The following is a 26,157-nucleotide window of genomic DNA, read 5'->3' as shown; positions in this document are numbered from 1 at the left end:
CGTCGCGGCCATGAGGCCCGGCGGCGACGGCGGACGCGCACGGCATCGCCACAAGGCCCCTCTGCCGGGCGGCAGTTCACGCGGCAGGGCGGGCACGGTCGGTCCCGGGCCGCCGGGGAGAGCTCCGGGGGAGCTCCGGGGAAGTCCGTATGCCCGCGTGCGACCCCCCTCCGGAAATCGCGGGGAACGCCCAGGGGAGATCGCGTTATTGAATCGTGTCAATCCATCCGGATCGCTCGCGCGCCGTACATCGGCCCAGCTTGGCAGGCGTTCCCACGCACTCCCACCGTGCTCACGGGGGGTTCCCCGGCGTGATGGGGCCTTCGTTATCCCTTGACGCCCCCCAGGGGCGAAGCTAGCTTCACGGCAACTCCGTTGAAACATTTCATCGCCCCGGGGCGCAGTGGCCCGGAGACCCAGGAGACGCCCGATGACCCACCCCGATCCGGACCAGCTTCCGGTCCTCGCACTGGAGGGGGTGAGTAAGTCCTTCGGCGCCGTGCGCGCCCTGCGCGGGGTCTCCCTGCGCCTGTACGCGGGAGAGGCGCACGCCTTGGCGGGCGAGAACGGTGCGGGCAAGTCCACGCTGATCAAGACGCTGGCCGGGGTGCACCGGCCGGACGAGGGCACCGTACTGCTGGACGGTGAGCCCGTCGTCTTCCACGGTCCCGCCGACGCCCGCGACGCGGGGGTGGCCGTCATCTACCAGGAGCCGACGCTCTTTCCCGACCTGTCGGTCGCCGAGAACATCTTCATGGGCCGCCAGCCGCGCCGCTCGCTCGGCCGGGTGGACCACCGGGCGGTGCGCACGGCCGCCGCCGGTCTCTTCCGGCGACTGGGCGTGGACCTCGACCCGGACCAGGCCGCCAGTGGCCTGTCCATCGCGGACCAGCAGTTGGTCGAGATCGCGAAGGCGCTGTCGTTCGACGCCCGGGTCCTGATCATGGACGAGCCGACCGCCGCCCTCACGGGCAGTGAGGCGGCCCGGCTCTTCCAGGTGGTGCGGACCCTGCGCGAGCAGGGCGCGGCCGTCCTGTTCATCTCGCACCGGCTGACGGAGATCTTCGCGCTGTGCCAGCGGGTCACCACGCTGCGGGACGGCGCCTGGATCGCCAGTGAGCCGGTCGAGGGTCTCGCCGAGGACGATCTGATCCGCCGGATGGTCGGCCGCGACCTGGGCGAGCTCTATCCCGAGCGGACCCCCGGGACGGGCGAGGTCGCACTGAGCGTGCGCCGGCTGACCCGTGAGGGCGTCTTCACCGACGTGTCCTTCGAGGTGCGGGCCGGCGAGATCGTCGGGCTGGCCGGACTGGTCGGTGCCGGGCGCAGCGAGGTGGCCCGCGCCGTGTTCGGGGTGGACCGCTGGGACGGTGGAGACGTCGCGGTCGGCGGCCGCCCGCTCAAACCCGGGTCGCCGAGCATGGCCATGGCCGCGGGGCTGGCGCTGGTCCCCGAGGACCGCAGAGCGCACGGGCTGGTGATGAACCTGTCCATCGAGCGCAACATCGGGCTGACCGGGCTGGGGAAGTCCTCCCGGGCCGGCCTGATGCGGCGGGCCGCCGAACGCGGCCGCGCCGCCGACTGGGCTGTGCGACTGCGGGTCACCTACGCCCGCCTGGGGGATCTCGTCGGCACCCTGTCCGGCGGCAACCAGCAGAAGGTGGTGCTGGCCAAGTGGCTGGCGACCGACCCGGTCGTGCTCATCGTGGACGAGCCCACCCGTGGCATCGACGTCGGCACCAAGGCCGAGGTGCACCGGCTCCTCGCGCGGCTGGCGGCAGACGGAGTCGCGATCCTGATGATCTCCTCCGACCTGCCGGAGATCCTCGGCATGGCAGACCGGGTACTGGTCATGCACGAGGGCCGGATCGCCGCCGAGATCCCCGGGGCCGAGGCGACCGAGCAGTCGGTGATGGCGGCCGCCACCGGTGTCGCGGGGAGGGCGGCATGACGACGACCCTGGAATCCGCCCCGGTCCCGGCCACGGCCCCGACCACGCTGATCGACCGGGTGCTGAGATTACGCGAGTTCGCCATCCTGGCCGTCCTGGTCCTGATGCTGGGCGCCACGCAGATCACCAACAGCGCCTTCCTGTCCCAGCAGGGGATCAAGGACCTGCTGCTGAACGCCACGATTCTGGTCCTGGTCGCGATCGGCGAGGCGATGGTCGTGCTCACGCGCAACGTCGACCTCTCCGTCGGATCGGTGCTGGGCGTCGCGGCGTTCGCGGCGGGCACCTTCCTCCGGTCCGGCGGAAACCCGTTCCTCGCGGTCCTGATCGCCGTCGCCCTGGGCGCCGCCTTCGGGGCGCTGAACGGGCTGCTCGTGAGTACCGGTCAGGTTCCCGCACTGGTCGTCACGCTGGGCACGCTCTACATCATCCGCGGCACCGACTCGATCTGGGTGGGCTCCCGCGAGATCACCGCGGGTGATCTGCCCTCCGGATTCTCCTCGTTCGGCCATGGCGGCCTCGGGTTCGTCCCCTATCTCGCGATCCTGGCCGCCCTGGTCCTGGTCGCCGTCGCCTGGTATTTACGCGACTACCCCGGCGGCCGGGAGTTCTACGCCCTCGGGTCCAGCCCCGAGGCCGCGCGCCTGGCCGGTGTCCCGGTCCGCAAGCGCGTCCTCACCGCCTACATCGCCTGCGGCGCGCTCGCCGGCCTGGGCGGCGCGCTGTACCTGGCGCGCTTCGGCAACGTCGACTCCGGCACCGGCGGCGGTTACGAACTCACCGTCGTCAGCGCCGTGGTCGTCGGCGGCGTCGCCTTCACCGGCGGCTCGGGCAACGTCTACGGAGCGGCCCTGGGCGCGCTGCTCCTCACCTCCGTCAACAGCGTCCTGCCCTCGATCGGCGTCAGCTCGACCTGGGTCCTGGCCATCGACGGAATCCTGCTGCTGCTCGCGATCGCCGTCGACCGGATCGTGGCCCTGCGGGTCGCCGGAACCCTGCGCACGAGGGCGGCACGGAGGAGGATCGCCCGCCATGGCTGACACCTCACGCATCCACCGCCTGCGCGGGAGCGTCCGCTGGGACACCGTCGTCGGCGCGCTGCTGCTGGTCCTGCTGGTCTGCTCCTTCTCCTTCGTGGACCACTTCGGCAACGCGCTCAACCTCTCCTTCCTCATCGGGAACACCCTGCCGATCGCGATGATCGCCCTGCCGATGACGATGCTGGTGGTGGCCGGGGAGATCGACCTGTCGGTCGGATCGACCGTGGGCCTGTCCGGGGCCGTCATGGGCGCGCTGTGGAACGCCGGCATGGCCATCGAGACCATCATTCCGCTCTGCCTGCTCCTGGGGGCCGTCTGCGGGCTGGTCAACGGCGTGCTGGTGACCCGCCTGGGGCTGCCCTCCCTGGCCGTCACCATCGGCACGATGGCCGCCTACCGGGGCGTCGCACAGATCGTCCTGGGGGCGAACTCGGTGACCGACTTCCCGCAGCGGTACCTGGACTTCGGCTCGGGTCGCGTCGCGGGCACCTTCATCCCCTACGCGGCGCTGCCCTGGGCCGTACTGCTCGTCATCGCGGTCGTCGTGCTGCACGCGACTCCTGCCGGGCGGTCGCTGTTCGCGGTGGGCGCCTCCGAGGAGGCGGCGCGGTTCACCGGTATCCGGGTCAAGCGGCTGAAGCTGTCGATGTTCGTCGCCACCGGCCTCATGTCGTCCCTGACCGGCGTGTTCTGGGCTCTGCACTACGCCAGCGCGCGCTACGACAACGCCACCGGGCTGGAGTTGACCGTCATCGCGGCGGTGCTGCTCGGCGGGGTCGATTTCGACGGAGGCAGGGGCACGCTCGGCGGAGCGGTCGCCGGAGTGTTCCTTCTCGGCGCGCTGCAGAACGTGATGAGTCTGCTCAATGTCTCGGCACAGTCCCAGATCGTGGTCACCGGTGTCCTGTTGGTGATCTCCGTCCTCGGCCCGCGCGTCGCCCGGCGGATCGCCGCGGCCCGCGCCCGCAGAGGATCGCTCCCCGCTCCCGCCGGTTCCGCCTGAACGGCATCGCCGGACCGCGCCGGCTCCCCACCTCCAGGCGTCGGCGCCTCCAGGCGTCGGCCCGCCCGTCCGCTGCCCAGCGGCGGGGGTCCGCCGCCCAGCAACGAGAGGAACACCACCATGGTCCCGAGGTTCACCCCTGCAGCCCGCACCGGCACAGCGCTCGCCGCCGCCGCCGTTCTCGCCCTCGCGCTCGGCGGCTGCGGCGGCACCACCAAGAACTCGGCCGGTGCGGCGGGCTCCTCCGCCCCCGTCTCCCGGGCGTCGGCCGACCCGGACGCGCCCACCAAGACCGGCCTGACCGTCGCCTTCCTGCCCAAGCAGGTGAACAACCCGTACTTCACCATCGCCGACAACGGTGGCAAGGCGGCTCTGGCCTCGCTCGGCGAGACCTACAAGGAGGTCGGCACCACCAGCGGCACCGACACCGCCGGCCAGGTCTCCTACCTGAACACCCTCACCCAGCAGCAGGTCTCCGCGATCGCCCTGTCCGCCCAGGACCCGGGAGCCCTGTGCACCGGGCTCAAGCAGGCCATGGCCAACGGCATCAAGATCGTCACCTACGACTCGGACACCAACGCCGACTGCCGTCAGCTGTTCATCTCCCAGGCCGGGGCCGAGGCGCTCGGCCGCAGCGAGGTCGAACTCCTCGGCAAGCAGCTCGACTACACCGGTGAGATCGCGATCCTCTCGGCCGCCCAGACCGCCACCAACCAGAACACCTGGATCGGCTACATGAAGGACGAGCTGAAGAAGCCCGCGTACGCCAAGATGAAGCTGGTCACCGTGGCCTACGGCAACGACGACGCCCAGACGTCCTTCCAGCAGACCCAGGGACTCCTGCAGCAGTACCCGAACCTGAAGGGGATCATCTCCCCGACCACGGTCGGCATCAAGGCCGCCGCGCAGTACCTGGACGGCTCCAAGTACCAGGGAAAGGTCAAGCTGACCGGCCTGGGTACCCCCGACGACATGCGCGCGTACGTCAAGAACGGCACGGTCCAGGCCTTCGAGCTGTGGGATCCGGCGAAGCTCGGCAGCCTCGCCGCCTACGCCGCCACCGCGCTGGCGTCGGGTCAGATCACCGGCGCACCAGGACAGACCTTCAAGGCCGGCTCCCAGGGCACCTTCACCATCGGCGCCGACGGTGTGGTGGTGCTCGGCGAGCCGACCGTCTTCGACGCGTCCAACATCGCCCGGTTCCACTTCTGACCCGCACCGGGCCTCTGACCCGCACCGGCTGCTGACCCGCACCGGTCCACGGACGGGTCCGCCGCCGCCCGGCCGGGCGGCGGCGGTGCGTGCCGTACGTCGTCGGGACCGGGCCAGGGCCAGGGTGCGGCGCCGGCGCGCGGCCGTGAGCCCATACGATAAGCAAGTCGCCGGGGCCGAACCCTCCGGTGCAAGCGAGAGGCAGCAGGACACGCGCGTGGCACGGATGGTGGGAATCAAGGATGTGGCCCGGCACGCGGGGGTCTCGGTCGGCACCGTCTCCAACGTGATCAACCGGCCGGAGATGGTCGCGGAGGAGACCAGGATCCGGGTCCGGACGGTCATCGAGCGCCTCGGTTACGTCCGGAGCGAGTCCGCACGCCAACTGCGGGCCGGGCAGAGCCGGATCATCGCGCTGCTGGTCCTGGACATGGGCAACCCCTTCTTCGTCGACGTCGCCCGTGGCGCGGAGCGCGCCGCACGCGCGGCCGGGCTCCGCGTGATGGTGTGCAACAGCGGACAGGACCCGGCCGAGGAGGCCGACTACCTGTCCCTCTTCGCCGAACAGCGGGTCCGTGGCGTCCTGCTGACACCCGCCGAGGCCGACGGCCGCAACCTGGACTCCCTCCGCCGCCGGAACATCCCCTTCGTGCTGGTGGACCGCAGGGCGACCGGAACCGCCGAATGCTCCGTATCCGTGGACGACATCGCCGGCGGGACCCTCGCGGTGCGGCACCTGCTGGGCGCGGGACACCGTTCCATCGCCTATGTCAGCGGTCCCGGCCACCTCCAGCAGATCAAGGACCGCCGGGCCGGAGCGCTCGCCGCGCTCGCGGAGGCCGGTCTGCCCGCCGATGTCCTGCGGGACCTGCCGACCGGCGGGCTCGACGTCGCGGCGGGCCGCGACGCGGGCGCCCGGCTGCTCGGGCTCGCCCACCGGCCCACCGCCGTCTTCTGTGCCAACGACCTGCTGGCACTCGGTGTGCTGCAGGCGCTGTACGCGGCGGGCGTCAGCGTTCCGGAGGACCTCGCGATCGTCGGCTACGACGACATCGAATTCGCCGCCGCCGCGGTGGTCCCGCTGACCTCGGTCCGCCAGCCCGCCCTCATCATGGGCGCCATGGCCGCCGAGATCCTTCTGGAGGAGACCGGCGACGACGCGGGCACCCACCGGCACCGGCGCGTCGTCCTCCAGCCCGAACTGGTGGTACGCGGCTCCTCCCTCGCCCGGCGCTGAGCCCCGGGGAACCGGGCGCGTCGCGCCGCGAACCGTCGCTGTCGACGGTGACGGTACGCACGCCGGCCCGCAAGCCGTGGAGCGTGTCCTGAGGAACCGGGCCCGACCGACCGCGTCCCGCGCCGTGCGCGGAGTGGGCACGCGAGCCGTATAACGTTTCAACCCGGCAGAGTCTGGAGTCGGCTCCAGGAGCGGGTCGATACCCGCCCCGGCCGTACCCCGCTCGGACCCCGCCGCAAACCCGCTCGGACCCCGCCGCAATTCCGCACGGACCGCGCCCCGTCACCGGTCGACGACGGGTGCGCGGCCTTCCTTGACTGCGCGTGCCCGGCCGACTACGTTGCCCTTGCGTGAAACGATTCACTTAGAGGATGACAGGGAATCTCATGACGGAACTGTCCGCAGTGAAGGCGACGCTGAAGGCGCAGCAGATCGAGACTCCGTCGTGGGGCTACGGGAACTCGGGGACACGGTTCAAGGTGTTCGCGCAGGCCGGTGTGCCGCGTGACCCGTACGAGAAGATCGACGACGCGGCCCAGGTGCACGCCGCGACCGGGGTGGCGCGGCGGGTGTCGCTGCACATCCCGTGGGACAGGGTCGAGGACTACTCCGCGCTGGCCGCGTTCGCGAAGGAACGCGGCCTGGAGCTGGGGGCGGTCAACACCAACACCTTCCAGGACGACGACTACAAGCTCGGCAGCGTCACCCACCCCGATCCGAAGGTGCGCCGCAAGGCGGTGGACCACCTGCTGGAGTGCGTGGACATCATGGACGCGACCGGCTCGCGGGACCTCAAGCTGTGGTTCGCCGACGGCACCAACTACCCGGGCCAGGACGATGTCACCGCCCGTCAGGACCGCCTGGCCGAGGCGCTGGCCGAGGTCTACGCCCGGCTCGGCGCGGACCAGCGCATGATCCTGGAGTACAAGCTCTTCGAGCCCGCTTTCTACACGACCGACGTCCCGGACTGGGGCACCTCCTACGCCCACTGCCTGAAACTCGGGGAGAAGGCCAAGGTGGTGGTCGACACCGGGCACCACGCGCCGGGCACCAACATCGAGTTCATCGTCGCCTTCCTGCTGCGGGAGGGGAAGCTCGGGGCCTTCGACTTCAACTCCCGCTTCTACGCCGACGACGACCTCATGGTCGGCTCCGCCGACCCGTTCCAGCTCTTCCGCATCCTGCACGAGGTCGCCAAGAACGACGGCTTCGCACCGGAACGCCAGGTGGCGTTCATGCTCGACCAGTGCCACAACATCGAGGCCAAGATCCCGGCGGTGATCCGCTCGGTGATGAACGTCCAGGAGGCCACGGCCAAGGCTCTGCTGGTCGACCTCGACGCGCTGCGCGCCGCCCAACTGGCGGGCGACGTGCTGGAGGCCAACGCGGTGCTGATGGACGCGTACAACACCGACGTCCGCCCGCTGCTGCGCGAGGTCCGCGCGGAGCAGGGCCTCGACCCGGACCCGCGAGCGGCCTACGCCGCGTCCGGCTGGCAGCGGCGGATCGTCGCCGAGCGGGTCGGCGGCGACCAGGCCGGCTGGGGCGCCTGACGCCACTCCCGCCACGCTGAGACCGTCCGTCACGCTGAGACCGTCCGTCACGCTGAGACCGTCCGCCACGCCGAGCCCGTCCGCCACGCCGCGAGCCCGTCCGCCACGCTGAGACCCGGCGGGACGGCCCGGACCCTCCCCTCTTCTTCCTTCCGCACCGAGGACTCCCACCATGCCGCTGCACCCCGAGATCTCCGCGCTGCTGGCGCGTTCCCACCGGCTGGGTTCGGACCCGCGCAACACCAACTACGCCGGAGGCAACACATCGGCCAAGGGCTCCGCCCCCGACCCGGTCACCGGCGGCGAGGTCGAAGTGCTGTGGGTCAAGGGATCCGGGGGCGATCTGGGCACCCTGGCCGAGCCGGGCCTGGCGGCGCTCAGGCTGGACCGGCTGCGCGGGCTGGTGGACGTGTACCCGGGCGTGGAGCGCGAGGACGAGATGGTCGCCGCGTTCGACTACTGCCTGCACGGCAGGGGCGGGGCCGCACCGTCCATCGACACCGCCATGCACGCCCTGGTCGACGCCGCGCACGTGGACCACCTGCACCCCGACTCCGGCATCGCCCTGGCGACCGCCGCCGACGGGGAGAAGCTGACCGCGGAGTGCTTCGGCGACCGGGTGGCCTGGGTGCCCTGGCGCCGTCCCGGGTTCCAGCTCGGCCTGGACATCGCGGCCGTCAAGCGCGAGAACCCGGGGGCCATCGGCTGCGTCCTGGGCGGCCACGGGATCACCGCCTGGGGCGCCACCAGCGACGAGGCGGAGGCCAACTCGCTGGACATCATCCGCACGGCCGAGCGGTTCCTCGCCGAGCGCGGCCGCCCCGAGCCCTTCGGCGCGCTCCTGGACGGGTACGGCCCGCTGCCGCGAGCCGGGCGCCGCGAGCGCGCCGCCGTCCTGGCGCCGCTGATCCGCGGGCTGGCCTCGACCGACCGCCCGCAGATCGGCCACTTCACCGACACCGACGCGGTACTGGACTTCCTGGCCCGCGCCGAACACCCGCGTCTCGCGGCGCTCGGCACCTCCTGCCCGGACCACTTCCTGCGCACCAAGGTCCGCCCGCTGGTCCTGGACCTGCCCGCCGGCGCGCCGATCGGCGAGGTGACCGAGCGCCTGCGCTCGCTGCACACCGCCTACCGCGCCGACTACCAGGCGTACTACGACCGGCACGCCACCGCGGACTCCCCGGCCATGCGGGGCGCCGACCCGGCCGTCGTGCTGGTCCCGGGGGTGGGCATGTTCTCCTTCGGCAAGGACAAGCAGACCGCCCGGGTGGCCGGCGAGTTCTATCTCAACGCGATCAACGTGATGCGCGGCGCCGAGTCGGTGTCGGTCTACGCCCCGATCGAGGAGTCCGAGAAGTTCCGCATCGAGTACTGGGCCCTGGAGGAGGCCAAGCTGCGGCGCATGCCCGCGCCCAGGCCCCTGGCGGGCCGGGTCGCGCTGGTCACCGGCGCGGGCTCCGGCATCGGTAAGGCCGTCGCCCACCGGCTCGCCGCCGAGGGCGCCTGCGTCGTCGTCGCCGACCTGGACACCGCGAGCGCCGTCGCCGTCGCCGGGGAGATCGGAGACGGCGACAGGGCTGTGGCCGTCACCGTCGACGTGACCGACGAGCAGCAGATCACCCGGGCCTTCGCGGACGCGGCACTGGCGTTCGGCGGGGTGGACCTGGTCGTCAACAACGCCGGCGTCTCCCTCTCCAAGCCGCTGCTGGAGACCACCGCCCGGGACTGGGACCTGCAGCACGACATCATGGCCCGGGGCTCCTTCCTGGTCTCCCGCGAGGCGGCCCGCGCGATGATCGAGCAACGGCTCGGCGGTGACATCGTCTACATCGTCTCCAAGAACGCGGTCTTCGCCGGTCCCAGCAACATCGCCTACTCCGCCACCAAGGCCGACCAGGCCCACCAGGTGCGGCTGCTGGCCGCCGAGTTGGGCGAGCACGGCATCCGCGTCAACGGTGTCAACCCGGACGGCGTCGTACGCGGCTCGGGAATCTTCGCCGCCGGCTGGGGGGCCCAGCGTGCCGCCACCTACGGCATCGAGGAGGAGGAACTCGGTGCGTTCTACGCCCAGCGCACCATCCTCAAGCGCGAGGTCCTGCCCGAGCACGTCGCGAATGCGGTCTTCGCGCTCACCGGCGGCGACCTCACCCACACGACCGGTCTGCACATTCCCGTCGACGCCGGTGTCGCCGCGGCCTTCCTGCGCTGACGCCACGCCAGCCGACCGGTCAAGCGGTCCACCTACCCGTCCGTTGCCCGCCGGTACCACTCCGGCACCCGTACGCCCCCACCGTCCCCGGCCCCGACGCCCAGCTCCCAGGTTGCCCGTTGAATTCCACGACGAACTCCGCGACGAACTCCACGGCCTCGCCCCGCGCACTCCCCGCCACCTTCGCGGCGGCCGACCTCGGCGCCACCAGCGGCCGTGTGGTCCTCGGCCGCGTCGGTGACGGCCGCCTCGACCTGACGGAGGTGCACCGCTTCGCCAACACGCCCGTACGACTGCCCTCCGGGCTCCACTGGGACATCCTCGGGCTCTACCAGGGAGTACTCGACGGACTGCGCGAAGCCGACCGGTCCGGTCCGATCGCGTCCATCGGCATCGACAGCTGGGCCGTCGACTACGGCCTGCTGGACCGGACCGGGGCGCTGCTGGGCAACCCGTACCACTACCGCGACCCGCGCACGGACACCGTCGCCGAGGAGGTCCGCGAGAAGATCGGCGCGGCGGAGCTGTACCGGATCACCGGTGTGCAGCACCTGCCCTTCAACACCGTCTACCAGCTGGCCGCCGCCACCGGCACCCCCCAACTCCGCACCGCCCGCCATTTGCTGCTGATCCCCGACCTCCTGACGTACTGGCTCACCGGCCGGATCGGCGCCGAGGCCACCAACGCCTCCACCACCGGCCTGTACGACACCCGCGCCGGCACCTGGTCAGCCACGGTGACCGACTCTCTCGGCCTCGGTGCCGGGCTGCTGCCGCGACTGCACCACCCCGGCGACGCGACCGGGACGCTGCTGCCGGAGGCCGCCGCCCACACCGGGCTGCCGTCCGGCACACCGGTCACGGCCGTCGCCTCGCACGACACCGCGTCCGCCGTCGTCGCCGTCCCGGCCGACCGGCCCGGCTTCGGCTACATCTCCTGCGGCACCTGGTCCCTGGCCGGACTGGAACTCGACGCCCCGGTGCTCACCGAGGCCTCACGAGCCGCCAACTTCACCAACGAACTCGGCATCGACCACACCGTCCGCTACCTGCGCAACATCATGGGGCTGTGGCTGCTCAGCGAGGCTCAGCGCACCTGGCGGGCCCAGGGCAAGCAGCACGACATCGGCCCGCTGCTGTCCCGGGCGGCGTCGGCGGAGCCTTTCACCGCCGTCATCGATCCCGACGCCCCGGAGTTCCTCGCCCCCGGTGACATGCCCGCCCGCATCGCCGCCTTCTGCGAGCGCACGGGGCAGCGGCCACCCGCCGACCAGGGCGCACTGGTGCGGACCATCCTGGAAGCCCTGGCCCTGGCCCACGCCCGCACCCTGCGCCGGGCGGCCGAACTCGCGGGGCGGGACCTCGACGTGATCCACCTGGTGGGCGGCGGCAGCCGGAACGACCTGCTGTGCCAGCTCACCGCCGACGCCGCCCGGCTGCCGGTGGTCGCGGGGCCCGCCGAGGCCACCGCGCTCGGCAATGTCCTCGTCCAGGCCCGCGCCCATGGCCTGGTCGGTGACCGCTCCCGGATGCGCCGCCTGGTCGCGGACACCCAGCCGCTGCGCCGCTACACCCCCCGGGGCGACCGGTCCGCCTGGGCCTCGGCGGCCGGCCGTATCGGTCTGACCTGACCTGACCTGACCTGACCTGACCGTCCGGCCGTATCGGCCGGGCGGACGCGTCCCCGGTGACGCTGCTCACCGGCCACCCCCGGCGCTCACCGGTCACCGCCGATCGCGGGGCGGGCGTCGGCGGCGGTCATGGCGCGCGGCCGGGCGCGCAGGACGGCCGGACGGACACGCAGCCGTCGCAGCGGGGTGGGCGGCACCGTGCGGGCGGTGCCGCGCGCGTAGTGCCGCTCGACGTAGAACTGTCCCGCGCTGAGCACGGTGGTGACGGCGATGTACCAGAGGGTGGCGACCATCAGCAGCGGGATGACCTGATAGGTCTGGTTGTAGACCAGCTGGACCGAGTACAGCAGGTCGTGCACGGCCAGCACACTGACGATGCTGGTGCCCTTGAGCGTGCCGATCAGCATGTTCCCGGCGGTCGGAACGATCGAGCGCATCGCCTGGGGGATGACGATCCGGCGCAGCGTGCGCGGTCTGCCGAGGCCGAGCGCCTGGGCCGCCTCGGTCTGGCCGGTGTCCACGGAGAGGATGCCGCCGCGTACCACCTCGGCGGCGTAGGCGGCCTCGTGCAGGGTCAGCCCGACGACGGCGGTGAGGGTGGGACCGAGCAGATTGACCGTCTGGACGGTGACGAACCGCGGTCCGAAGGGAATGCCCAGGCCGAGCGTCGGGTAGAGGGCGCCGATGTTGAACCAGAACAGCAACTGGACGAGCAGCGGCGTGGACCGGAAGATCCACACATAGCCCCAGCTCAGCGTGCGCAGCACAGGGTTTCCGGACAGCCGCATGACCGCCAGCGGGGTGCCGAGCAGAAAGCCGAGCACCATCACCGCGGCGGTCAGCCAGAGCGTCAGCAGCAGCCCGTCGAGCACCGCGCCGGTGGTGAAGTACCGAGCCACCACGTCCCATTGAAAAGCACGGTTGTGGACCACGGAGTTGACCACCACCGCGAAGACCAGCAGCGCGGCGGCCGCGGTCAGCCGGCGGCCGACGCGTCGACGCGGCACGACCTTCGGGAGGTCGTCGGATGCGAGGCCGCCGGACTTCAGCCGTCCGGCGGACGAGACGGATACGGCGTCGGATGCGGAGTCGGGAGCGGAGTCGGGAGCGGTGACTTCGGAAGGCGAGACCATCAGAGGCTCTCCGGGGAGGGAGTGGCGGGCGTCGGCGGTGACCACCCGGCGGCACACGTACGCCGGGCCGCGCACCTGCCGCGCGGGTACGGTGCGGCCGGGCCTCGGCGTCATCACACGCGCCGCGTCCCTCAACGCGGCCGGAGCGCGGCGCCCACGCGTGGCGAAGCCGGTCCGCCGCCGATCGTAAGCGGCCACCGCACCGGTGTGTCAACCAGGCCTGTCACGAACGGTGTTGGTCCGGCATCCGGGCAGTGGTTGACGAGAGGCGCGGCGTGCTGCTCAATGGGGCGCATGAATACCGAGCAGCGCCTGGTCACCCGTGACCACATCGACTTCGGTCGAGTGTGGTCCGCGGCGTGTTGCGTCTGAATCGGCAGCGGGCTGTCCGACCGGCCCTTCCCTCCCTCGGTCAACCCCGTCGCGGGCCGAGTCCTCTCTTCGTATGACCGTCGTACGCGGGCACTGACCCGCGTACGGGTGGTTCCGCGAGTCCGGACGCACGCTGCCGCCGCACTGTTCCGCCCGAGGCCCCTGCCCCGGCGTCATCCTTCCTGATTCGTCCCGCGTTCCCCTCGCCCTGAGACACGGTCACCTGAGGCCGTTGTCGTGAGGGCGGCCGCGCCCTGCCCGCGTGCGGCCCACCGTTTTCGAGAACTTGAGGAAAGGTCATTTCCCATGCCTGTGGAGTTCCTCGGCATCGCCGCCACCAACGACGGCTCCGAAACGACCCCGCGCTCCGGCGCCGCCTTCGACAAGGAATACACACTGCGGCTCGCCCGGGCACATGAGGACAACGGCTGGGACCGGGTGCTGTTCGCGTACGGGGCCGGATCGCCCGATCCCGCGCCGGCCGCCGCATACATCGCCGCCAGGCTGGAATCCCTGCGGATCCTGCTCGCCCACCGGCCCAACGTCTCGTACCCCACCTTCGCCGCCAAGACCTTCGCCACGCTGGACCAGATCAGCGAGGGGCGGCTGACCGTGCACTTCATCACCGGCGGCAACGACCACGAGCAGGGCCGTGAGGGCGACACCCTCACGAAGGACCAGCGCTACGCCCGCACCCGCGAATACATCCGCATCGTCAAGAAGATCTGGACCACGCATGAGCCCTTCGACCACGAGGGCGAGCACTACCGCTTCCACGACTTCGTCAGCGATGTCTTCCCCGTTCAGCAGCCCCGGCCCGGGGTCTCCTTCGGCGGGTCCTCCCCGGCGGCGTACGAGGCCGGGGGAGCCGAGGCCGATATCTACTGCCTGTGGGGTGAGCCCCTGGAGAAGACCGCCGAGCAGATCGAGGCGGTGAGGGCGGCCGCGAAGGCCGCGGGCCGCACCGATGTCCCCCGCATCCAGGTGGCGTTCCGCCCGATCATCGCCCCGACCGAAGAACTGGCCTGGGAGAAGGCCCACAGAACGGTCGGCGCCATCCGCGCCCGGCGGGAGGAGGGACTCGTACGCCACCGCCGCGGCGGTGCCCCGGAGAACACCGGATCGCAGCGGTTGATCGCCATCGCCGAAGCGGGGGAGCGCTACGACCGCGCGCTGTGGACCCCGACCGCCGCCGCCACCGGCGGGGCGGGCAACTCCAACGCCCTGGTCGGCACTCCGGAAACGGTCGCCCAGGCTCTCCTCGATTACCACGACCTCGGCGTGGACATCCTCTCCGCCCGGGGCTACGACCTGCTGGGCGACGCGATCGACTTCGGCCGGTACGTCATCCCGATCGTCCGCGAGGAGGTCGCCAAGCGCGACGCCGAAAGGGCGGAGGCCGGTCCGCAGGCGCTCACGGCGGTGCGCGGATGACCTCCGTCGCACACACCCCTTCCCCTGTCACCGACCTGACGATCGTTCAGGTCCCGGTCTCCGACCCGCGCGTGGCACCGCTGCTGCGCGAACTCGGCGACGAGTACTCCGCCCGCTACGGCAAGGACGCCCACGCCGAGCTCGCCCGCTACCCCGACGAGGAGTTCGCCGAACCGTACGGCGGCGTGCTGCTCCTGCTGCTGGAGAACGGCGAGCCGGTCGCGGGCGGCGCCTTCCGCCGGTACGACGAGACCACGGCCGAGCTGAAGCGGATCTGGACGCACTCCGCCCACCGTCGGCGTGGCCTGGCCCGCCGGGTCGTCGACGAGCTGGAACGGGAGGCGGCCGCGCGGGGCTACCTGCGGATCCACCTGACCACCGGCCCGCGCCAGCCCGAGGCCCGCGCCCTGTACCTGGCCGGCGGTTACACACCGCTGTTCGACACCGGCGCCGATCCGGAAACCATCGGCCCCCTGCCCTTCGAGAAGCACCTCGCCGGCAACGCTCCCACCGCAAAGGCATCCGCCCCGTGAGCCTCCCCGGAACGCGAACCCGATCACGCCTCGCCGCCGCCGCGCTGCTGCCCCTTCTGGCACTGACCGCCTGCGCGGGTCCCGATGACGCGGGCGGGGCCGGGGCGGGCGCCGGAGCCTCTCCCGCGCCGACCGGCGACCCGGTCGCCGCCGTACGGAAGGTGGCCTCCGTCGCCGCCCTGCTGCCCGCCGGTGTGCGGGCGTCGGGCACCCTGCGGGTCGGCAGCGCGGTGGGAGCCCCGCCGGGGGCGTACTACCCGCAGGGGGCGGAGACGAAGAAGCCCGTGGGCCAGGACATCGACATCGCGGACGCGGTCGCCAAGGTTCTCGGCATCCGGCTGCGGCGCCAGGACGCCTCCTTCGAGACGATCCTGCCCGCCCTCGGAAGCGGCAAGTACGACGTCGGAACCGGCAACTTCGGCGTCACCGCGGAGCGCCTGAAGACCATCGACTTCGTGACCTACATCAACGACGGCCAGGGCTTCGCGGTGCGGCAGGGCAACACCGCGCTGGGGACGAAGGTCACCGGACTCACCCAGTTGTGCGGGCTGACCATCGGCACCGGGGCCGGCACCACCTTCGCGACCACCCTCGCCGCGCAGAAGGGGGTGTGCGCCGAGGCCGGTGAAAAACCGTACGACGTGAAGGTCTTCTCGGAGAACGGGGCCACCGTCACCGCACTCCAGCAGGGCCGGATCGACGTGGTGATGTCCACCATCAACGGCCTGCGGTACCAGGCGGCGCAGCCCGCCTCCCGGACCACGTTCCTGGGCGAGTTCCACCGTCTCGACGTGGGCTTCGCCTTCACGAAGGACTCCCCGCTCACCCCCGCGTTCCAGGCCGCCGTCAACGAGCTGATCAAGGACGGCACGTACGCCCGGATCCTCCAGAAGTGGGGCACCACCGCCTCCGCGATCGACGCGTCGCGGATCAACCCGCCCGAGCACCAGTCATGAGCAGGAAAACGACGATGGGACTCGCCACCGATTCCGCGCCGCGCGGCGCGGCCCCACCGGACACCGGCCCCGACGACCCGGCCCGGGGCCCGGACCCGGCACCCGACGATCCCGCCTCCCTCCAGGTCGTCCCCGCGCGCCACTACACCCGGTGGGTGGCGGTCGTCGCCGTGACGGTGCTGGTCGCCCAGTTCGCGCACGGACTGGCCACCAACCCGGTCTGGGAGTGGGGCGTCTTCCGCGACTACGTCTTCTCCGAGACGATCGTCCAGGCGGTGGGGGTGACGCTCCAACTCACCGCCTACGCCACGGTGCTGGGCTTCCTGATCGGCACGGTGCTGGCCTTCATGCGGCTCTCGCGGAGCCCGGTGCTCCAGACGGTGGCCTGGTCCTACATCTGGATCTTCCGGTCCATCCCGATGATCGTCCAGCTGGTGTTCTGGTTCAACCTGAGCGCCCTGTACGAGGAGTTCGGCGTCGGAATTCCCTTCGGGCCGGTCTTCTGGTCCGTCGACAGCAACAGCCTGATCGGCACCATCGGAGCCGCCCTCATCGGACTGTCGCTGCACCAGGCCGCGTACGCCGCCGAGATCGTCCGCGGCGGCGTCATCTCGGTCGACCACGGCCAGCTTGAGGCCGCCGCCGCGCTGGGCATCCCCCGGCTGCGGCAGATCCGGCGGATCGTGCTGCCGCAGGCCATGCGCGCGATCCTGCCCACGGCCGGCAACGAGATCATCGGCCTGCTCAAGGGCACCTCGGTGGTCTATGTCATGGCGATCGGCGAGCTCTTCTACCAGGTGCAGGTGATCTACGGCCGCAACGGCAGGGTGATCCCGCTGCTGCTGGTCGCCACCGCCTGGTACGTACTGCTGACCTCGCTGCTGTCGGTCGCGCAGTACTACGTGGAGCGCCATTTCGCCCGGGGAGCCAATCGCACCCCACCGCCCACCCCGATCCAGCGCGCCCGGCGTTTCGCACGAAATCTGCGCTCCGCCGCCATGCGGCGCGACCAGCCCGTCATACCCCTGGGACACCCAGGGCCCCTGGGAGACAACTGATGAGCGACGTGATGGTGGACGTCCACGGCGTCCACAAGAGCTTCGGGCCGCTGGAGGTGCTGCGGGGGGTGGACCTCCAGGTCCGCCAGGGCGAGGTGACCGTGATCCTCGGCCCGTCCGGCTCCGGGAAGTCCACCCTGCTGCGCACCATCAACCACCTGGAGAAGGTGAACCGTGGCTGGATCAGCATCGACGGTGAACTCATCGGCTACCGCCGGTCCGGTGCCAAACTGCACGAGCTGAAGGAGAAGGACGTTCTGAAGCAGCGCACCCATATCGGGTTCGTCTTCCAGAACTTCAACCTCTTCCCTCACCTGACCGTGCTGGAGAACCTCGTCGAGGCCCCCGTCTCCGCGCTGCGCCGCCCGCGCAAGGACGCGGCGGAGGCGGCCAGGCGTCTCCTGGAGCGGGTCGGTCTCGCCGACAAGGCCGACGCCTACCCTCGGCAGTTGTCCGGCGGTCAGCAGCAGCGCGTGGCCATCGCCCGCGCGCTGGCCCTCGAACCCAAAGTGCTGCTCTTCGACGAGCCCACCTCCGCGCTCGACCCGGAACTGGTCGGCGAGGTCCTCGATGTGATCAAGGACTTGGCCCGCACGGGGACCACCATGATCGTCGTGACGCACGAGATCGGGTTCGCCCGTGAGGTCGCCGACACCGTGGTGTTCATGGACGGCGGAGTCGTCGTGGAACACGGGCCACCCGCGGCCGTACTGAACGACCCGCGGCACGAGCGCACCCGCGCGTTCCTCTCCAAGGTCCTCTGACCGCCCCTCATTCCCGTAAAGCCAAGGAGAACCACCATGTCCACTCGCCTCGCCCGTCACCTCGCCGTATCCGCGCTCGGACTCGCCGGGGCCCTCGTCCTCGCCGCCTGCGGCAACCCCTCGGACGGCGGCACGATCGACGTCGCGGCCACGACCGGCACCCGCACGAAGATCAACCTGAGTCCGGACCAGAAGCGCGTCACCACCGGCAAGGTCGACTCCATAGCGGCCAAGGTGCCCGCGGGGATCCGTAGGAGAGGCACCCTGGAGATCGTCGGCTCGTCCGGCTCCTCGGCGCCGCTGACCTTCTACGCCACGGACAACAAGACCATCATCGGCGTCGAGCCGGACATCGCCTATCTGGTGGCCGATGTCCTCGGCCTCGAGGTCAAGATCAACACGGTCTCCTGGGAGAACATCTTCGTGGGCCTGGACAGTGGCAAGTACGACGTCGGCTTCAGCAACATCACCGTCACCGAGGAGCGCAAGGAGAAGTACGACTTCGCCGGCTACCGCAAGGACGACCTGGCCTTCGAGGCGAAGAAGGGCAGTGGCCTGAAGATCACCGGACCCGAGGACGTCGCGGGCAGGACCGTCGCCGTGGACACCGGCACCAACCAGGAGAAGCTGCTGGTCGAGTGGAGCAAGGAGAACGAGGAGGCCGGCCGCGAACCGGTGGACATCAAGTACTACCAGAACCCGAGTGACACCAACCTGGCGGTCGCCTCGGGCCGGATCGACCTCTACCTCGGCCCCAATCCGACCGCCGCCTACCGCGTCGCCACGGCGCGGAAGACCGAGGTCGTCGGCACCTACTCCGGTGCCGGCGCCACCCTCCAGGGGCTCATCGCGGCCACCACCAAGAAGGACAGCGGCTTGGTCGGGCCGCTCGCCGAGGCCCTCGACGAGGTCATCGAGAACGGCACGTACGCGAAGGTGCTGGAGCGCTGGGGCCTGTCCAACGAGGCCGTGACCACGTCGGAGATCAACCCGCCCGGCCTGCCGAAGACCAACAAGTAGCCGCCCCGGGGTGCGGAGGCCGTACGTCCGGGGCCGCGACCTGTCCACGCACGACCCCGGCGGCCCGCTGTCCGGCACCGGCCCGGTGCCGGACAGCGAGCCTGCCGCAGGCCGGTACGGGCTCGGGCGGGCGCCGTGCACGGTGACGCCGCTGGTCGAACAGCTTGATGCCCGCGAGTTCCTGGCCGACGGTGCCGGTGGCATCGGCTATTTCCTCAAGGAGAGCGTGTTCGACGCGGATCAGTTCATCGACGCCCTGGAACGCGTCGCCGGAGGCGGGACCGCCATGGACCCGGCCGTCATCGCCGGGCTGCTGTCCAGTGGGCCCTCGAACCGGCGACTCGGACGGCTGACCGAACGCGAACACTCCGTGCTCGGCCTCATGGCCGAAGGACTGTCCAATCAGGCCATCGGCCGGCGGCTCTTCCTCAGCGACAGTGCCATCAGCAAGTACACAACCTCTCTGTTCGGCAAACTCGGCATCACCGATGACGACAACAGCAACCGTCGCGTCCTCGCCGTCCTCGCCTATCTGAACAACCCCTGACGTACCTCGAAGAACGAGGCGGCGGTGATGCGTGAGCCGCTCGATGCGTGAGCCGCGCCGCACGGACGTCGGTCTCCGACCGGGGAAGGGCGCGCTGGTCACCGTGGCCCGCTCGGCGGGAAAGCGGGCGAGGGCCGGCCCGTCGCGCGTTCCGTAGGAGGCACGGCCGTACACGTGCCCGGTACGGGTCGGAGCCGCACCGGGCACGCGCCGTGCCCCGGGGTCGTCACGGATCCGTGACGACCCCGGGGGGCGCACACGCGCCGGGGCCGCCGAGGGCCGGCGCCCCGTTCGCGTGGGTCACTTCTGCCAGCCGACCGTCTCCGGGAGCGGGCTGTAGAAGATGGTCGCGCCGACGTTGGCAAGGCCCTTCTTCACGGCGTAGGTGGAGGGGCCGCTGAACAGCGGCAGGATGGCGTACTCCTGGAGCGCCTTCTGCTCGACCTTGTTGACCGCCGCCGCCTGCGCGTCGAGGTCGGCGATCCCGGTGGTGGCGCGGATCTCCGCGTCCAGAGCCGGCGTACCCGAACCGGTGATGTTGGAGCTGCGGTCCGAGCAGTAGAAGTCGCACAGGTAGCGGGCGCCGAACGGGTCCATCGAGCGGTTCCCCGACAGGAAGAGGTCGAACCTGCGCTCGCTGAGGATGTTGGAGAAGTCCGCTTCGTCGGCCTTCTTGATGACGAGGTGGATTCCGGCGGGCTTCAGCATCGCGGCGAAGGCGCCGGCGGTGGCCTTGTCCAGCGGGTCGTCACCGAGGAGCGTGTACCCGACGTCGAGCCGCTTGCCGTCCTTGACGCGGATGCCGTCCTCCCCGGGCATCCAGCCCGCCGCGTCGAGCGTCTTCCTGGCGTCGTCCGGCGCGTACTTCAGGACGGCCGAGACGTTGTCCTCGTAGCCCTTCTGGAAGCTGTACAGCACCGCCGAACCGGGCAGCGGCTCCTTGTAGTCGAGGCCCTGGAACTGGATCTTCGCGATCTGCGCGCGGTCGATGGCCTCCTGAACGGCCTTGCGGACGGCCTTGTCCGAGAGTACCGAGGACTTCGTGTTGAAGTAGAGCGAGTACTCGAAGGGGCTGCCGCCGCTGCGGATCTCCGTGCCCTTGAGGCCCTTGACCTGCTTGAGGCTCTCCGCGTCGACGGCGGAGGTGTAATCGAGCTGACCGTTCTTGAAGGCGTTGACCGCCGCGGTCGACTCCAGGTTGACGTAGACACGCTTGTCGAGCTTGCCCTTCTTGCCCCACCACTTCGGGTTGCGGACGAAGGTGATGTTGCCCGAGTGGGCGTCCCACTTGCCGACCGTGTACGGACCCGCGCCCCACTCCGGGTGGGCCTTCTTGACGTATGCCTTGTTGAAGTTCTCGACGGTGGCGGCCTTGGGGTGCAGGAACGTGGTGAACAGAGTCGACCAGGAGGCGTTGACGCCCTTGAAGTTGATGACGGCCTGCTTGGCGTCCTTGCCCCGCTCGACCGAGGTGACCTGGTCGTAGCCGTCCGTGGACGAGGCGTCATAGGCCTTGTCCGAACCGTTGTTGGCCTGCCACGTGGCCTTGATCGCGGTCCAGTCGATCGGTGTGCCGTCGTTGAAGGTGGCCTTCGGGTCGATCGTCAGCGTGACCTTCTGGTTGCCGCCCTCGACGGAGACCTTCACGTCGCTGTAGTAGTCCGGGTTGTACTGCACCTCGCCGGTGGGCGAGTAGGTGATGGCGGCAGCGTTGTACCAGGCCCAGACCCGGGCCGCGGTCAACGTGGCATTGACGTTGAACGGGTTGCCCTGGTCATCGAAGGTCCCGACGGTGGTGTAGGTGCCGCCGTCCCGGATCTTCTCGTACGGCTGGGGGTTGTAATCGGCCGCGGCCGATGCCGCCGCGGGGCCGTCCTTCTTGTCCGGGTCCGCCGCGGCCTTCCCGGAGGAGGACTGGCAGGCGGTGGCGGTGACGGAGATGGCGGCGATGAGAGCGAGGGGCAGGGCCAGTCTTGCGCGCATGGCGGAACGGTTCCTTCTGGTTCGGTGGGGTGAACGTGGAGGGAGGACCCCGGTCGCGGGGCGGGGGGGGGGGCCCCGCCCCCCCCCCGGGGGGCCCGCGCGGGGGGGGGGGGGGGGGGGGGGGGGGCGCCCGGGGGGGGGGGGGGGGGGGGGCCCCCCCCCCCCGCGACCGGTGGTCCCGGAATGTCGGGGTGGGTGCTCAGACGGCGTGACAGGCGTACTGGTGGTGGGGACGCCCGGCCACGTGGGTCGGCGTGGGACGTTCCGTGCGGCAGCGCTGACGCACGTCCTCGTCGGCCACCCGGTACAGCGGGCAGCGGTCGACGAAGACACAGCCCGCCGGCAGACGGGCGGCGCTCGGCTGCTCACCCTCCAGGACGACGCGTTCGCGGGTGCGTTCCCGCCGCGGATCGGGCACGGGAATCGCCGACAGCAGCGCCCGGGTGTACGGGTGCCTCGGATCGGAGAAGATCGTCTCGGTGTCCCCGGCCTCGACGATGTGTCCCAGATACATCACCGCGACGCGATCGGAGATGTACCGGACGACGGCGAGGTCATGGGCGACCACGAGGTAGGCGAGGCCGAGTTCGCGTTTGAGCCGCGCCAGCAGCTTGATCACCCCGGCCTGCACCGACACATCCAGGGCCGAGAGCGGTTCGTCGAGAGCGAGCAGCTTCGGCTCGGTCGCCAGGGCACGGGCGATGCCGACCCGCTGACGCTGACCGCCGGAGAGAGCGGCCGGGAAACGGTCGCTCACCGAGGTGTCCAGACCGACCAGTGCCAGCAGTTCCCGGACACGGGAGCGGATCGACTCACGATCCCGCCCGATGGCCCGCAAGGGCTCGGCGAGCAGCTGGAAGACGGGAAGCCGCGGGTCCAGCGCCCCCAGCGGGTCCTGCATGACGATCTGCACGTCCTGCCGCAGCTCGCGGAGCCGCGCGGCGGAACCGACCGTGCCGACATCGGTGCCGGCGATCTCGATCCGACCGCCTTCGGGCCGCCTGAGCCGGAGGATCTCCAGCAGCGTCGTGGTCTTGCCGCTGCCCGACTCGCCCACCAGACCCAGAGTCTCACCGGCACGCAGCTCGAAGCTCACCCGGTTGACGGCGTGCAGTGTGCCGACCCGGCGCTTGAGGAGGGCGCCCTTGGTGACCGGGAAGGTCTTGACGAGGTCCTCGACACGGAGCACCACATCGCCGACCCCCGCCCGGTCGGAGTCGGTCCGCTGGTCGACGGGCGCGACGTCACCGGCGGGATCCAGCGAGCCGTCGGCTATCTCGTCGGCGCGCAGGCAGGCCACGTGCCCGTGCCCGGTGATGTCACGCAGCTCGGGTTCGTCGGTGCGGCACGCGTCGAGAGCGACGGCGCAGCGGCTCGCGAAGGGGCAGCCGACCGGGAGGCCCACGAGGTTCGGCGGTTCCCCGCCGATCGGGACCAGAGGCCGGTGGACCCCGCCGTCCACGCTCGGCACGGCCGCGAGCAGCCTCGCGGTGTACGGCATCGTCGGCCGACGGAACAGTTCCCCGACGCCCGCCCGCTCCACGAACCGGCCCGCGTACATGACGGCGATGTCGTCCGCGTAGCCGGCGACGACCCCGAGATCGTGGGTGATGAGGACGAGGCCGGCACCGGTCTCGTCCTGCGCGAGTCGCAGGACGTCGAGAATCTGGGCCTGCACGGTGACGTCGAGGGCGGTGGTGGGTTCGTCGGCGACGAGAACGGACGGTTTGTTGGCGATCGCCATGGCGATGACGACGCGCTGGCGCATGCCGCCGGAGAACTCGTGCGGGAAGGACCTGGCCCGGTTGCGCGGGTCGGGAATGCCGACGAGATCGAGCAGTTCGACGGCCTGGTCCCAGGCCGCGCGCTTCGTCAGGTCCTGGTGGACCCGCAGGGTGTCGGAGAGCAGTCTGCCTACCGAGAAGATGGGTGTGAGCGCGGAGAGCGGGTCCTGGAAGACCATACCGATGGAGTTGCCCCGTACCTCGGAAAGCGCCTTGTCGCCGAGGCCGATCAGGTCGCGTCCGCCGAGCAGCACCTGTCCCCGCAGGTCGGCGGAGGGCGGCAGCAGGCCCATGATGCCCATCGCCGTGGCTGATTTGCCCGAGCCGGACTCGCCGACGATGCCGAGGGTCCGGCCCGGCAGGAGGTCGAAGCCGATACCGCGCACCGCCTCGACGGGTCCGGCCTCGGAGGGGAAGGAGATCCGCAGGTCCCGGACCGAGAGCACGGGGGTGGTGTCGGTGGGCGGTGGGGGATCGGAGAGGATCGTCGCGAGTGTCATCGTCGGCCTCCTGCCGCACCGGTGGTGGACGTGGGATCGAGGGCGTCGCGCAGTCCGTCGCCGACGAAGGACATCGATACGGTGAGCAGGACGACCAGGCCCGCCGGAAACGCGAAGAGCCAGGGGGCGCTCGTGATGGTGCTCGCACCGTCCGCGAGCATCGTGCCGAGGGAGACGTCCGGGGTCTGGACACCGAACCCGAGGAAGGACAGGGCGGTCTCACTGAGTACGGTCGCGACGACACCGAGCGTCAGGTTGACGATCAGCAGCGAGCCGAGGTTGGGAATGATGTGGCGCAGGATGATGCGCGCCGGGCTGACGCCCATGAACTCGGCCGCCGTCACGTAGTCCCGTTCGCGCAGTGAGGTCGAGACGGACCAGATCACCCGCGCGGTGGACATCCAGCCGAACACCGTCAGCACGATGACGAGGACCCTCCAGTCGCCGGCGAGGCGGTGGGAGACCAGGGCCAGGATGAGGAACGAGGGGACGATCAGCAGGAAGTGGATGACGGCGAGGGTCACCTTCTCGACCCGGCCCCCGAAGTACGCGGCACCGGAGCCGATGACCGCGGCGACGACGATGGTCAGGACGGAGACACTCACGGCGATCGCCAGGGAGCGCTGGAGTCCGTGCACGGCGGAGGCGTAGATGTCGTTCCCGCCCTGGTTGGTGCCGAACCAGTGTGTGGCGCTCGGCGGCTGGGTGAGCGCGGCGAAGTCGGCGTCGGAGTGGGCGTAGGAAGTGAACAGGCCGCCGAACGCGCTGAACAGCACCAGCAGTACCAGGATCACCACGCCGACGACGGCGAGGCGGTTGCGCAGGAAGCGCCGCAGATAGAGCCGGCCGAGGCCGAGGTGCCGCCCGTCCTTCCGCGCGGCGAGCGCCACTTCCGGCGCGTGGTCTCCCGCCGCACGGGACGAGGTGCCCGTCGGCACATCCGTGGCCACGTCAGTTCACTCTCACTCTCGGATCGAGGAAGACCGTGGCGATGTCCGCGAGGATCGCGCCGACCGCGGTCAAGGCCGCGGCGAAGGCGGCTGTCGCGACCGTGCCGTGCACGTCGTTCTTGCTGATGGTCTGTATGAAGTAACGGCCCATTCCGTTCCAGCCGAAGATCGTCTCGGTGATGATGGCCCCGGTGAAGATGGCGGGGACACTGAACGCCACGGATGTCGCGGTCGGGATGAGCGCGGTCCGCAGGGCGTGCCTGCGGATGGCCTGGGTCCGGGTGAGTCCGGTGGCCTGGGCGGTGCGCACGAAGTCGGCGTTGATCGTGTCGAGCAGCAGCGCGCGCTGCGTCAGGTGATAGCCGACATAGCCCATCAGCGTCAGCGTCAGGGTCGGCAGGATCAGGTGCAGGAAGCGGTCACCGATCGTCGGGAGCAGCCCTTCGACGTTCGGTGAGTTCTCTCCGGCGACGTAGAGGAAGTGCAGCCCGGCGTGCTGGTTCAGCCAGATGGCGACGAAGACCACGGCGAGCGCGGCGACGGACGTCGGTATGTTGAACACCGCGATGGACACGGCCTGTGAGACCCGGTCGGCCCAGCCGTACTGCCGCGACGCGGTATACACACCCAGCGTGACGCCGACCACGACGGACAGGATCGTCGCGATGACGACCAACTCCGCGCTGATGAGCGACCGGTAGCCGATCTCCCCGTTGACGGAGACTCCGGTGGGAGACTTCCCCCAGTCGAAGTGGAGGGACACCGAGGTGAACCAGTCCCACCATCGGTGCACCACCGGCACCCGCGGGTCCAGGTTGTACGGCGCGAGAGCCCGGTCGATCTGGACCTCGCTGCGTACCGGCCGCAGCTCCTTGAAGTTCGACCGCGGGTCCAGGAACCAACTGGCCAGAAAGTAGGTCGCGTTGGTTGCGACCACGATCATCAACAGCCAGCCCGCAGCCTTGCGTGTCACATAGCGCACCACGCGCGGAACCTCCTCACCACGGGCGGGAGATGCGCCTCTGGAGCGCCGGGTGGACGGGTCGTATGCATGCGTGGCGGAGCTTTCTGGAGGATGGAACATGCGCACAGATGTGCGAGCGCCAGTCTTGTCCGTACCGCGGAGCCGGCACCAGCGTTGGCCGGTCTCGTCATGATCTTGAAATGCCGCCGTAGCAATCGGTGAACCGCCGGGGTCGTGGAGGCTCGATCGCGTGGCTCCCCTGGAAGCCGTTGCCGGCCCGTCCTTCGAACGCGACGTCGGGACGTGGCTCGCCGGGCTGG

Annotated in this window: 20 protein-coding genes; 15 read left to right on the top strand and 5 right to left on the bottom strand. The window is 70.7% G+C overall.

The window, feature by feature from the left end; genetic code table 11:
- Window positions 1-430: 430 nt before the first annotated feature.
- The 8 genes from ACIBAE_RS14375 to ACIBAE_RS14340 all read left to right on the top strand — a co-directional run bounded on the left by ACIBAE_RS14375 (window position 431) and on the right by ACIBAE_RS14340 (window position 11,839).
- The gene (locus ACIBAE_RS14375) at window positions 431-1,951 is read left to right on the top strand and encodes a sugar ABC transporter ATP-binding protein (protein WP_399284930.1); all 1,521 of its coding nucleotides are present in this window, start codon (window positions 431-433) and stop codon (window positions 1,949-1,951) included.
- A complete protein-coding gene (locus ACIBAE_RS14370) occupies window positions 1,948-2,991 on the top strand; it encodes an ABC transporter permease (protein ID WP_399284929.1) in 1,044 nt (347 codons plus the stop codon). The genes ACIBAE_RS14375 and ACIBAE_RS14370 overlap by 4 nt, the downstream gene beginning before the upstream one ends.
- Window positions 2,984-3,994, top strand: a complete 1,011-nt coding sequence (locus ACIBAE_RS14365) for an ABC transporter permease (RefSeq protein ID WP_399284928.1) — start codon at window positions 2,984-2,986, stop codon at window positions 3,992-3,994. Before ACIBAE_RS14370 ends, ACIBAE_RS14365 begins: the two co-directional genes overlap by 8 nt.
- Before the next feature lie 120 nt (window positions 3,995-4,114).
- Window positions 4,115-5,206: a rhamnose ABC transporter substrate-binding protein gene (rhaS, locus tag ACIBAE_RS14360; RefSeq protein ID WP_399284927.1), complete on the top strand. Its 1,092-nt coding sequence runs from the start codon at window positions 4,115-4,117 to the stop codon at window positions 5,204-5,206.
- 217 nt (window positions 5,207-5,423) lie between these two features.
- Entirely contained in the window at window positions 5,424-6,443 is a 1,020-nt protein-coding gene (locus ACIBAE_RS14355; RefSeq protein WP_399284926.1) for a LacI family DNA-binding transcriptional regulator, read from the top strand.
- A 386-nt stretch (window positions 6,444-6,829) separates the two neighbouring features.
- Complete coding sequence (gene rhaI, locus ACIBAE_RS14350) at window positions 6,830-7,996, top strand: L-rhamnose isomerase (RefSeq protein ID WP_399284924.1); 1,167 nt, start codon at window positions 6,830-6,832, stop codon at window positions 7,994-7,996.
- A 172-nt stretch (window positions 7,997-8,168) separates the two neighbouring features.
- Window positions 8,169-10,208: a bifunctional aldolase/short-chain dehydrogenase gene (locus ACIBAE_RS14345; protein ID WP_399284923.1), complete on the top strand. Its 2,040-nt coding sequence runs from the start codon at window positions 8,169-8,171 to the stop codon at window positions 10,206-10,208.
- 119 nt (window positions 10,209-10,327) lie between these two features.
- Window positions 10,328-11,839: a rhamnulokinase family protein gene (locus tag ACIBAE_RS14340; RefSeq protein WP_399284922.1), complete on the top strand. Its 1,512-nt coding sequence runs from the start codon at window positions 10,328-10,330 to the stop codon at window positions 11,837-11,839.
- Window positions 11,840-11,925: 86 nt separating this feature from the next.
- Here the strand turns inward: ACIBAE_RS14340 and ACIBAE_RS14335 are convergent, their stop codons facing one another.
- Window positions 11,926-12,972, bottom strand: coding sequence for an amino acid ABC transporter permease (locus tag ACIBAE_RS14335; RefSeq protein WP_399285064.1), 1,047 nt, complete (start codon window positions 12,970-12,972; stop codon window positions 11,926-11,928).
- A 678-nt stretch (window positions 12,973-13,650) separates the two neighbouring features.
- On the opposite strand from ACIBAE_RS14335, the gene ACIBAE_RS14330 reads away from it, so the two are divergent.
- From ACIBAE_RS14330 to ACIBAE_RS14300, 7 genes are read left to right on the top strand one after another with little or no spacing between them, the layout of a single operon-like run.
- On the top strand, window positions 13,651-14,778 hold the full coding sequence (locus ACIBAE_RS14330) for an LLM class flavin-dependent oxidoreductase (protein WP_399284921.1): 1,128 nt from the start codon (window positions 13,651-13,653) through the stop codon (window positions 14,776-14,778).
- Window positions 14,775-15,311, top strand: a complete 537-nt coding sequence (locus ACIBAE_RS14325) for a GNAT family N-acetyltransferase (RefSeq protein WP_399284919.1) — start codon at window positions 14,775-14,777, stop codon at window positions 15,309-15,311. Before ACIBAE_RS14330 ends, ACIBAE_RS14325 begins: the two co-directional genes overlap by 4 nt.
- Entirely contained in the window at window positions 15,308-16,267 is a 960-nt protein-coding gene (locus tag ACIBAE_RS14320) for an ABC transporter substrate-binding protein (protein ID WP_399284917.1), read from the top strand. Before ACIBAE_RS14325 ends, ACIBAE_RS14320 begins: the two co-directional genes overlap by 4 nt.
- 14 nt (window positions 16,268-16,281) lie before the next feature.
- On the top strand, window positions 16,282-17,325 hold the full coding sequence (locus ACIBAE_RS14315; RefSeq protein WP_399284915.1) for an amino acid ABC transporter permease: 1,044 nt from the start codon (window positions 16,282-16,284) through the stop codon (window positions 17,323-17,325).
- Window positions 17,325-18,089, top strand: a complete 765-nt coding sequence (locus ACIBAE_RS14310; protein ID WP_399284914.1) for an amino acid ABC transporter ATP-binding protein — start codon at window positions 17,325-17,327, stop codon at window positions 18,087-18,089. The genes ACIBAE_RS14315 and ACIBAE_RS14310 overlap by 1 nt, the downstream gene beginning before the upstream one ends.
- 36 nt (window positions 18,090-18,125) lie before the next feature.
- Entirely contained in the window at window positions 18,126-19,109 is a 984-nt protein-coding gene (locus ACIBAE_RS14305) for an ABC transporter substrate-binding protein (RefSeq protein WP_399284913.1), read from the top strand.
- Between the two features lie 10 nt (window positions 19,110-19,119).
- The gene (locus tag ACIBAE_RS14300) at window positions 19,120-19,656 is read left to right on the top strand and encodes a LuxR C-terminal-related transcriptional regulator (RefSeq protein ID WP_399284912.1); all 537 of its coding nucleotides are present in this window, start codon (window positions 19,120-19,122) and stop codon (window positions 19,654-19,656) included.
- A 300-nt stretch (window positions 19,657-19,956) separates the two neighbouring features.
- On the opposite strand, the gene ACIBAE_RS14295 is transcribed toward ACIBAE_RS14300, so the two are convergent.
- The 4 genes from ACIBAE_RS14295 to ACIBAE_RS14280 form a co-directional block, all read right to left on the bottom strand.
- Window positions 19,957-21,639, bottom strand: a complete 1,683-nt coding sequence (locus tag ACIBAE_RS14295; RefSeq protein ID WP_399284910.1) for an ABC transporter family substrate-binding protein — start codon at window positions 21,637-21,639, stop codon at window positions 19,957-19,959.
- Between the two features lie 199 nt (window positions 21,640-21,838).
- Window positions 21,839-23,923: a dipeptide ABC transporter ATP-binding protein gene (locus ACIBAE_RS14290; protein ID WP_399284909.1), complete on the bottom strand. Its 2,085-nt coding sequence runs from the start codon at window positions 23,921-23,923 to the stop codon at window positions 21,839-21,841.
- Entirely contained in the window at window positions 23,920-24,813 is an 894-nt protein-coding gene (locus ACIBAE_RS14285; RefSeq protein WP_399285062.1) for an ABC transporter permease, read from the bottom strand. The genes ACIBAE_RS14290 and ACIBAE_RS14285 overlap by 4 nt, the downstream gene beginning before the upstream one ends.
- 61 nt (window positions 24,814-24,874) lie before the next feature.
- On the bottom strand, window positions 24,875-25,858 hold the full coding sequence (locus ACIBAE_RS14280) for an ABC transporter permease (protein ID WP_399284908.1): 984 nt from the start codon (window positions 25,856-25,858) through the stop codon (window positions 24,875-24,877).
- Window positions 25,859-26,157: the final 299 nt, after the last annotated feature.

The organism is Streptomyces sp. NPDC051569, from assembly GCF_044454085.1.
GTDB lineage: Bacteria > Actinomycetota > Actinomycetes > Streptomycetales > Streptomycetaceae > Streptomyces.
Note: the sequence above shows the minus strand (reverse complement) of the source record. Positions and strands in the feature narration are given on the sequence as shown.

Bases quoted from the DNA above. Each gene is read 5' to 3' on its own strand.
- ACIBAE_RS14290 (WP_399284909.1), bottom strand. From the start codon at position 23,923: ATGACACTCGCGACGATCCTCTCCGATCCCCCACCGCCCACCGACACC.
- ACIBAE_RS14295 (WP_399284910.1), bottom strand. From the start codon at position 21,639: ATGCGCGCAAGACTGGCCCTGCCCCTCGCTCTCATCGCCGCCATCTCC.
- ACIBAE_RS14375 (WP_399284930.1), top strand. From the start codon at position 431: ATGACCCACCCCGATCCGGACCAGCTTCCGGTCCTCGCACTGGAGGGG.
- rhaI (WP_399284924.1), top strand. From the start codon at position 6,830: ATGACGGAACTGTCCGCAGTGAAGGCGACGCTGAAGGCGCAGCAGATC.
- rhaS (WP_399284927.1), top strand. From the start codon at position 4,115: ATGGTCCCGAGGTTCACCCCTGCAGCCCGCACCGGCACAGCGCTCGCC.
- ACIBAE_RS14335 (WP_399285064.1), bottom strand. From the start codon at position 12,972: ATGGTCTCGCCTTCCGAAGTCACCGCTCCCGACTCCGCTCCCGACTCC.
- ACIBAE_RS14330 (WP_399284921.1), top strand. From the start codon at position 13,651: ATGCCTGTGGAGTTCCTCGGCATCGCCGCCACCAACGACGGCTCCGAA.
- ACIBAE_RS14315 (WP_399284915.1), top strand. From the start codon at position 16,282: ATGGGACTCGCCACCGATTCCGCGCCGCGCGGCGCGGCCCCACCGGAC.
- ACIBAE_RS14325 (WP_399284919.1), top strand. From the start codon at position 14,775: ATGACCTCCGTCGCACACACCCCTTCCCCTGTCACCGACCTGACGATC.
- ACIBAE_RS14370 (WP_399284929.1), top strand. From the start codon at position 1,948: ATGACGACGACCCTGGAATCCGCCCCGGTCCCGGCCACGGCCCCGACC.
- ACIBAE_RS14345 (WP_399284923.1), top strand. From the start codon at position 8,169: ATGCCGCTGCACCCCGAGATCTCCGCGCTGCTGGCGCGTTCCCACCGG.
- ACIBAE_RS14310 (WP_399284914.1), top strand. From the start codon at position 17,325: ATGAGCGACGTGATGGTGGACGTCCACGGCGTCCACAAGAGCTTCGGG.
- ACIBAE_RS14365 (WP_399284928.1), top strand. From the start codon at position 2,984: ATGGCTGACACCTCACGCATCCACCGCCTGCGCGGGAGCGTCCGCTGG.
- ACIBAE_RS14305 (WP_399284913.1), top strand. From the start codon at position 18,126: ATGTCCACTCGCCTCGCCCGTCACCTCGCCGTATCCGCGCTCGGACTC.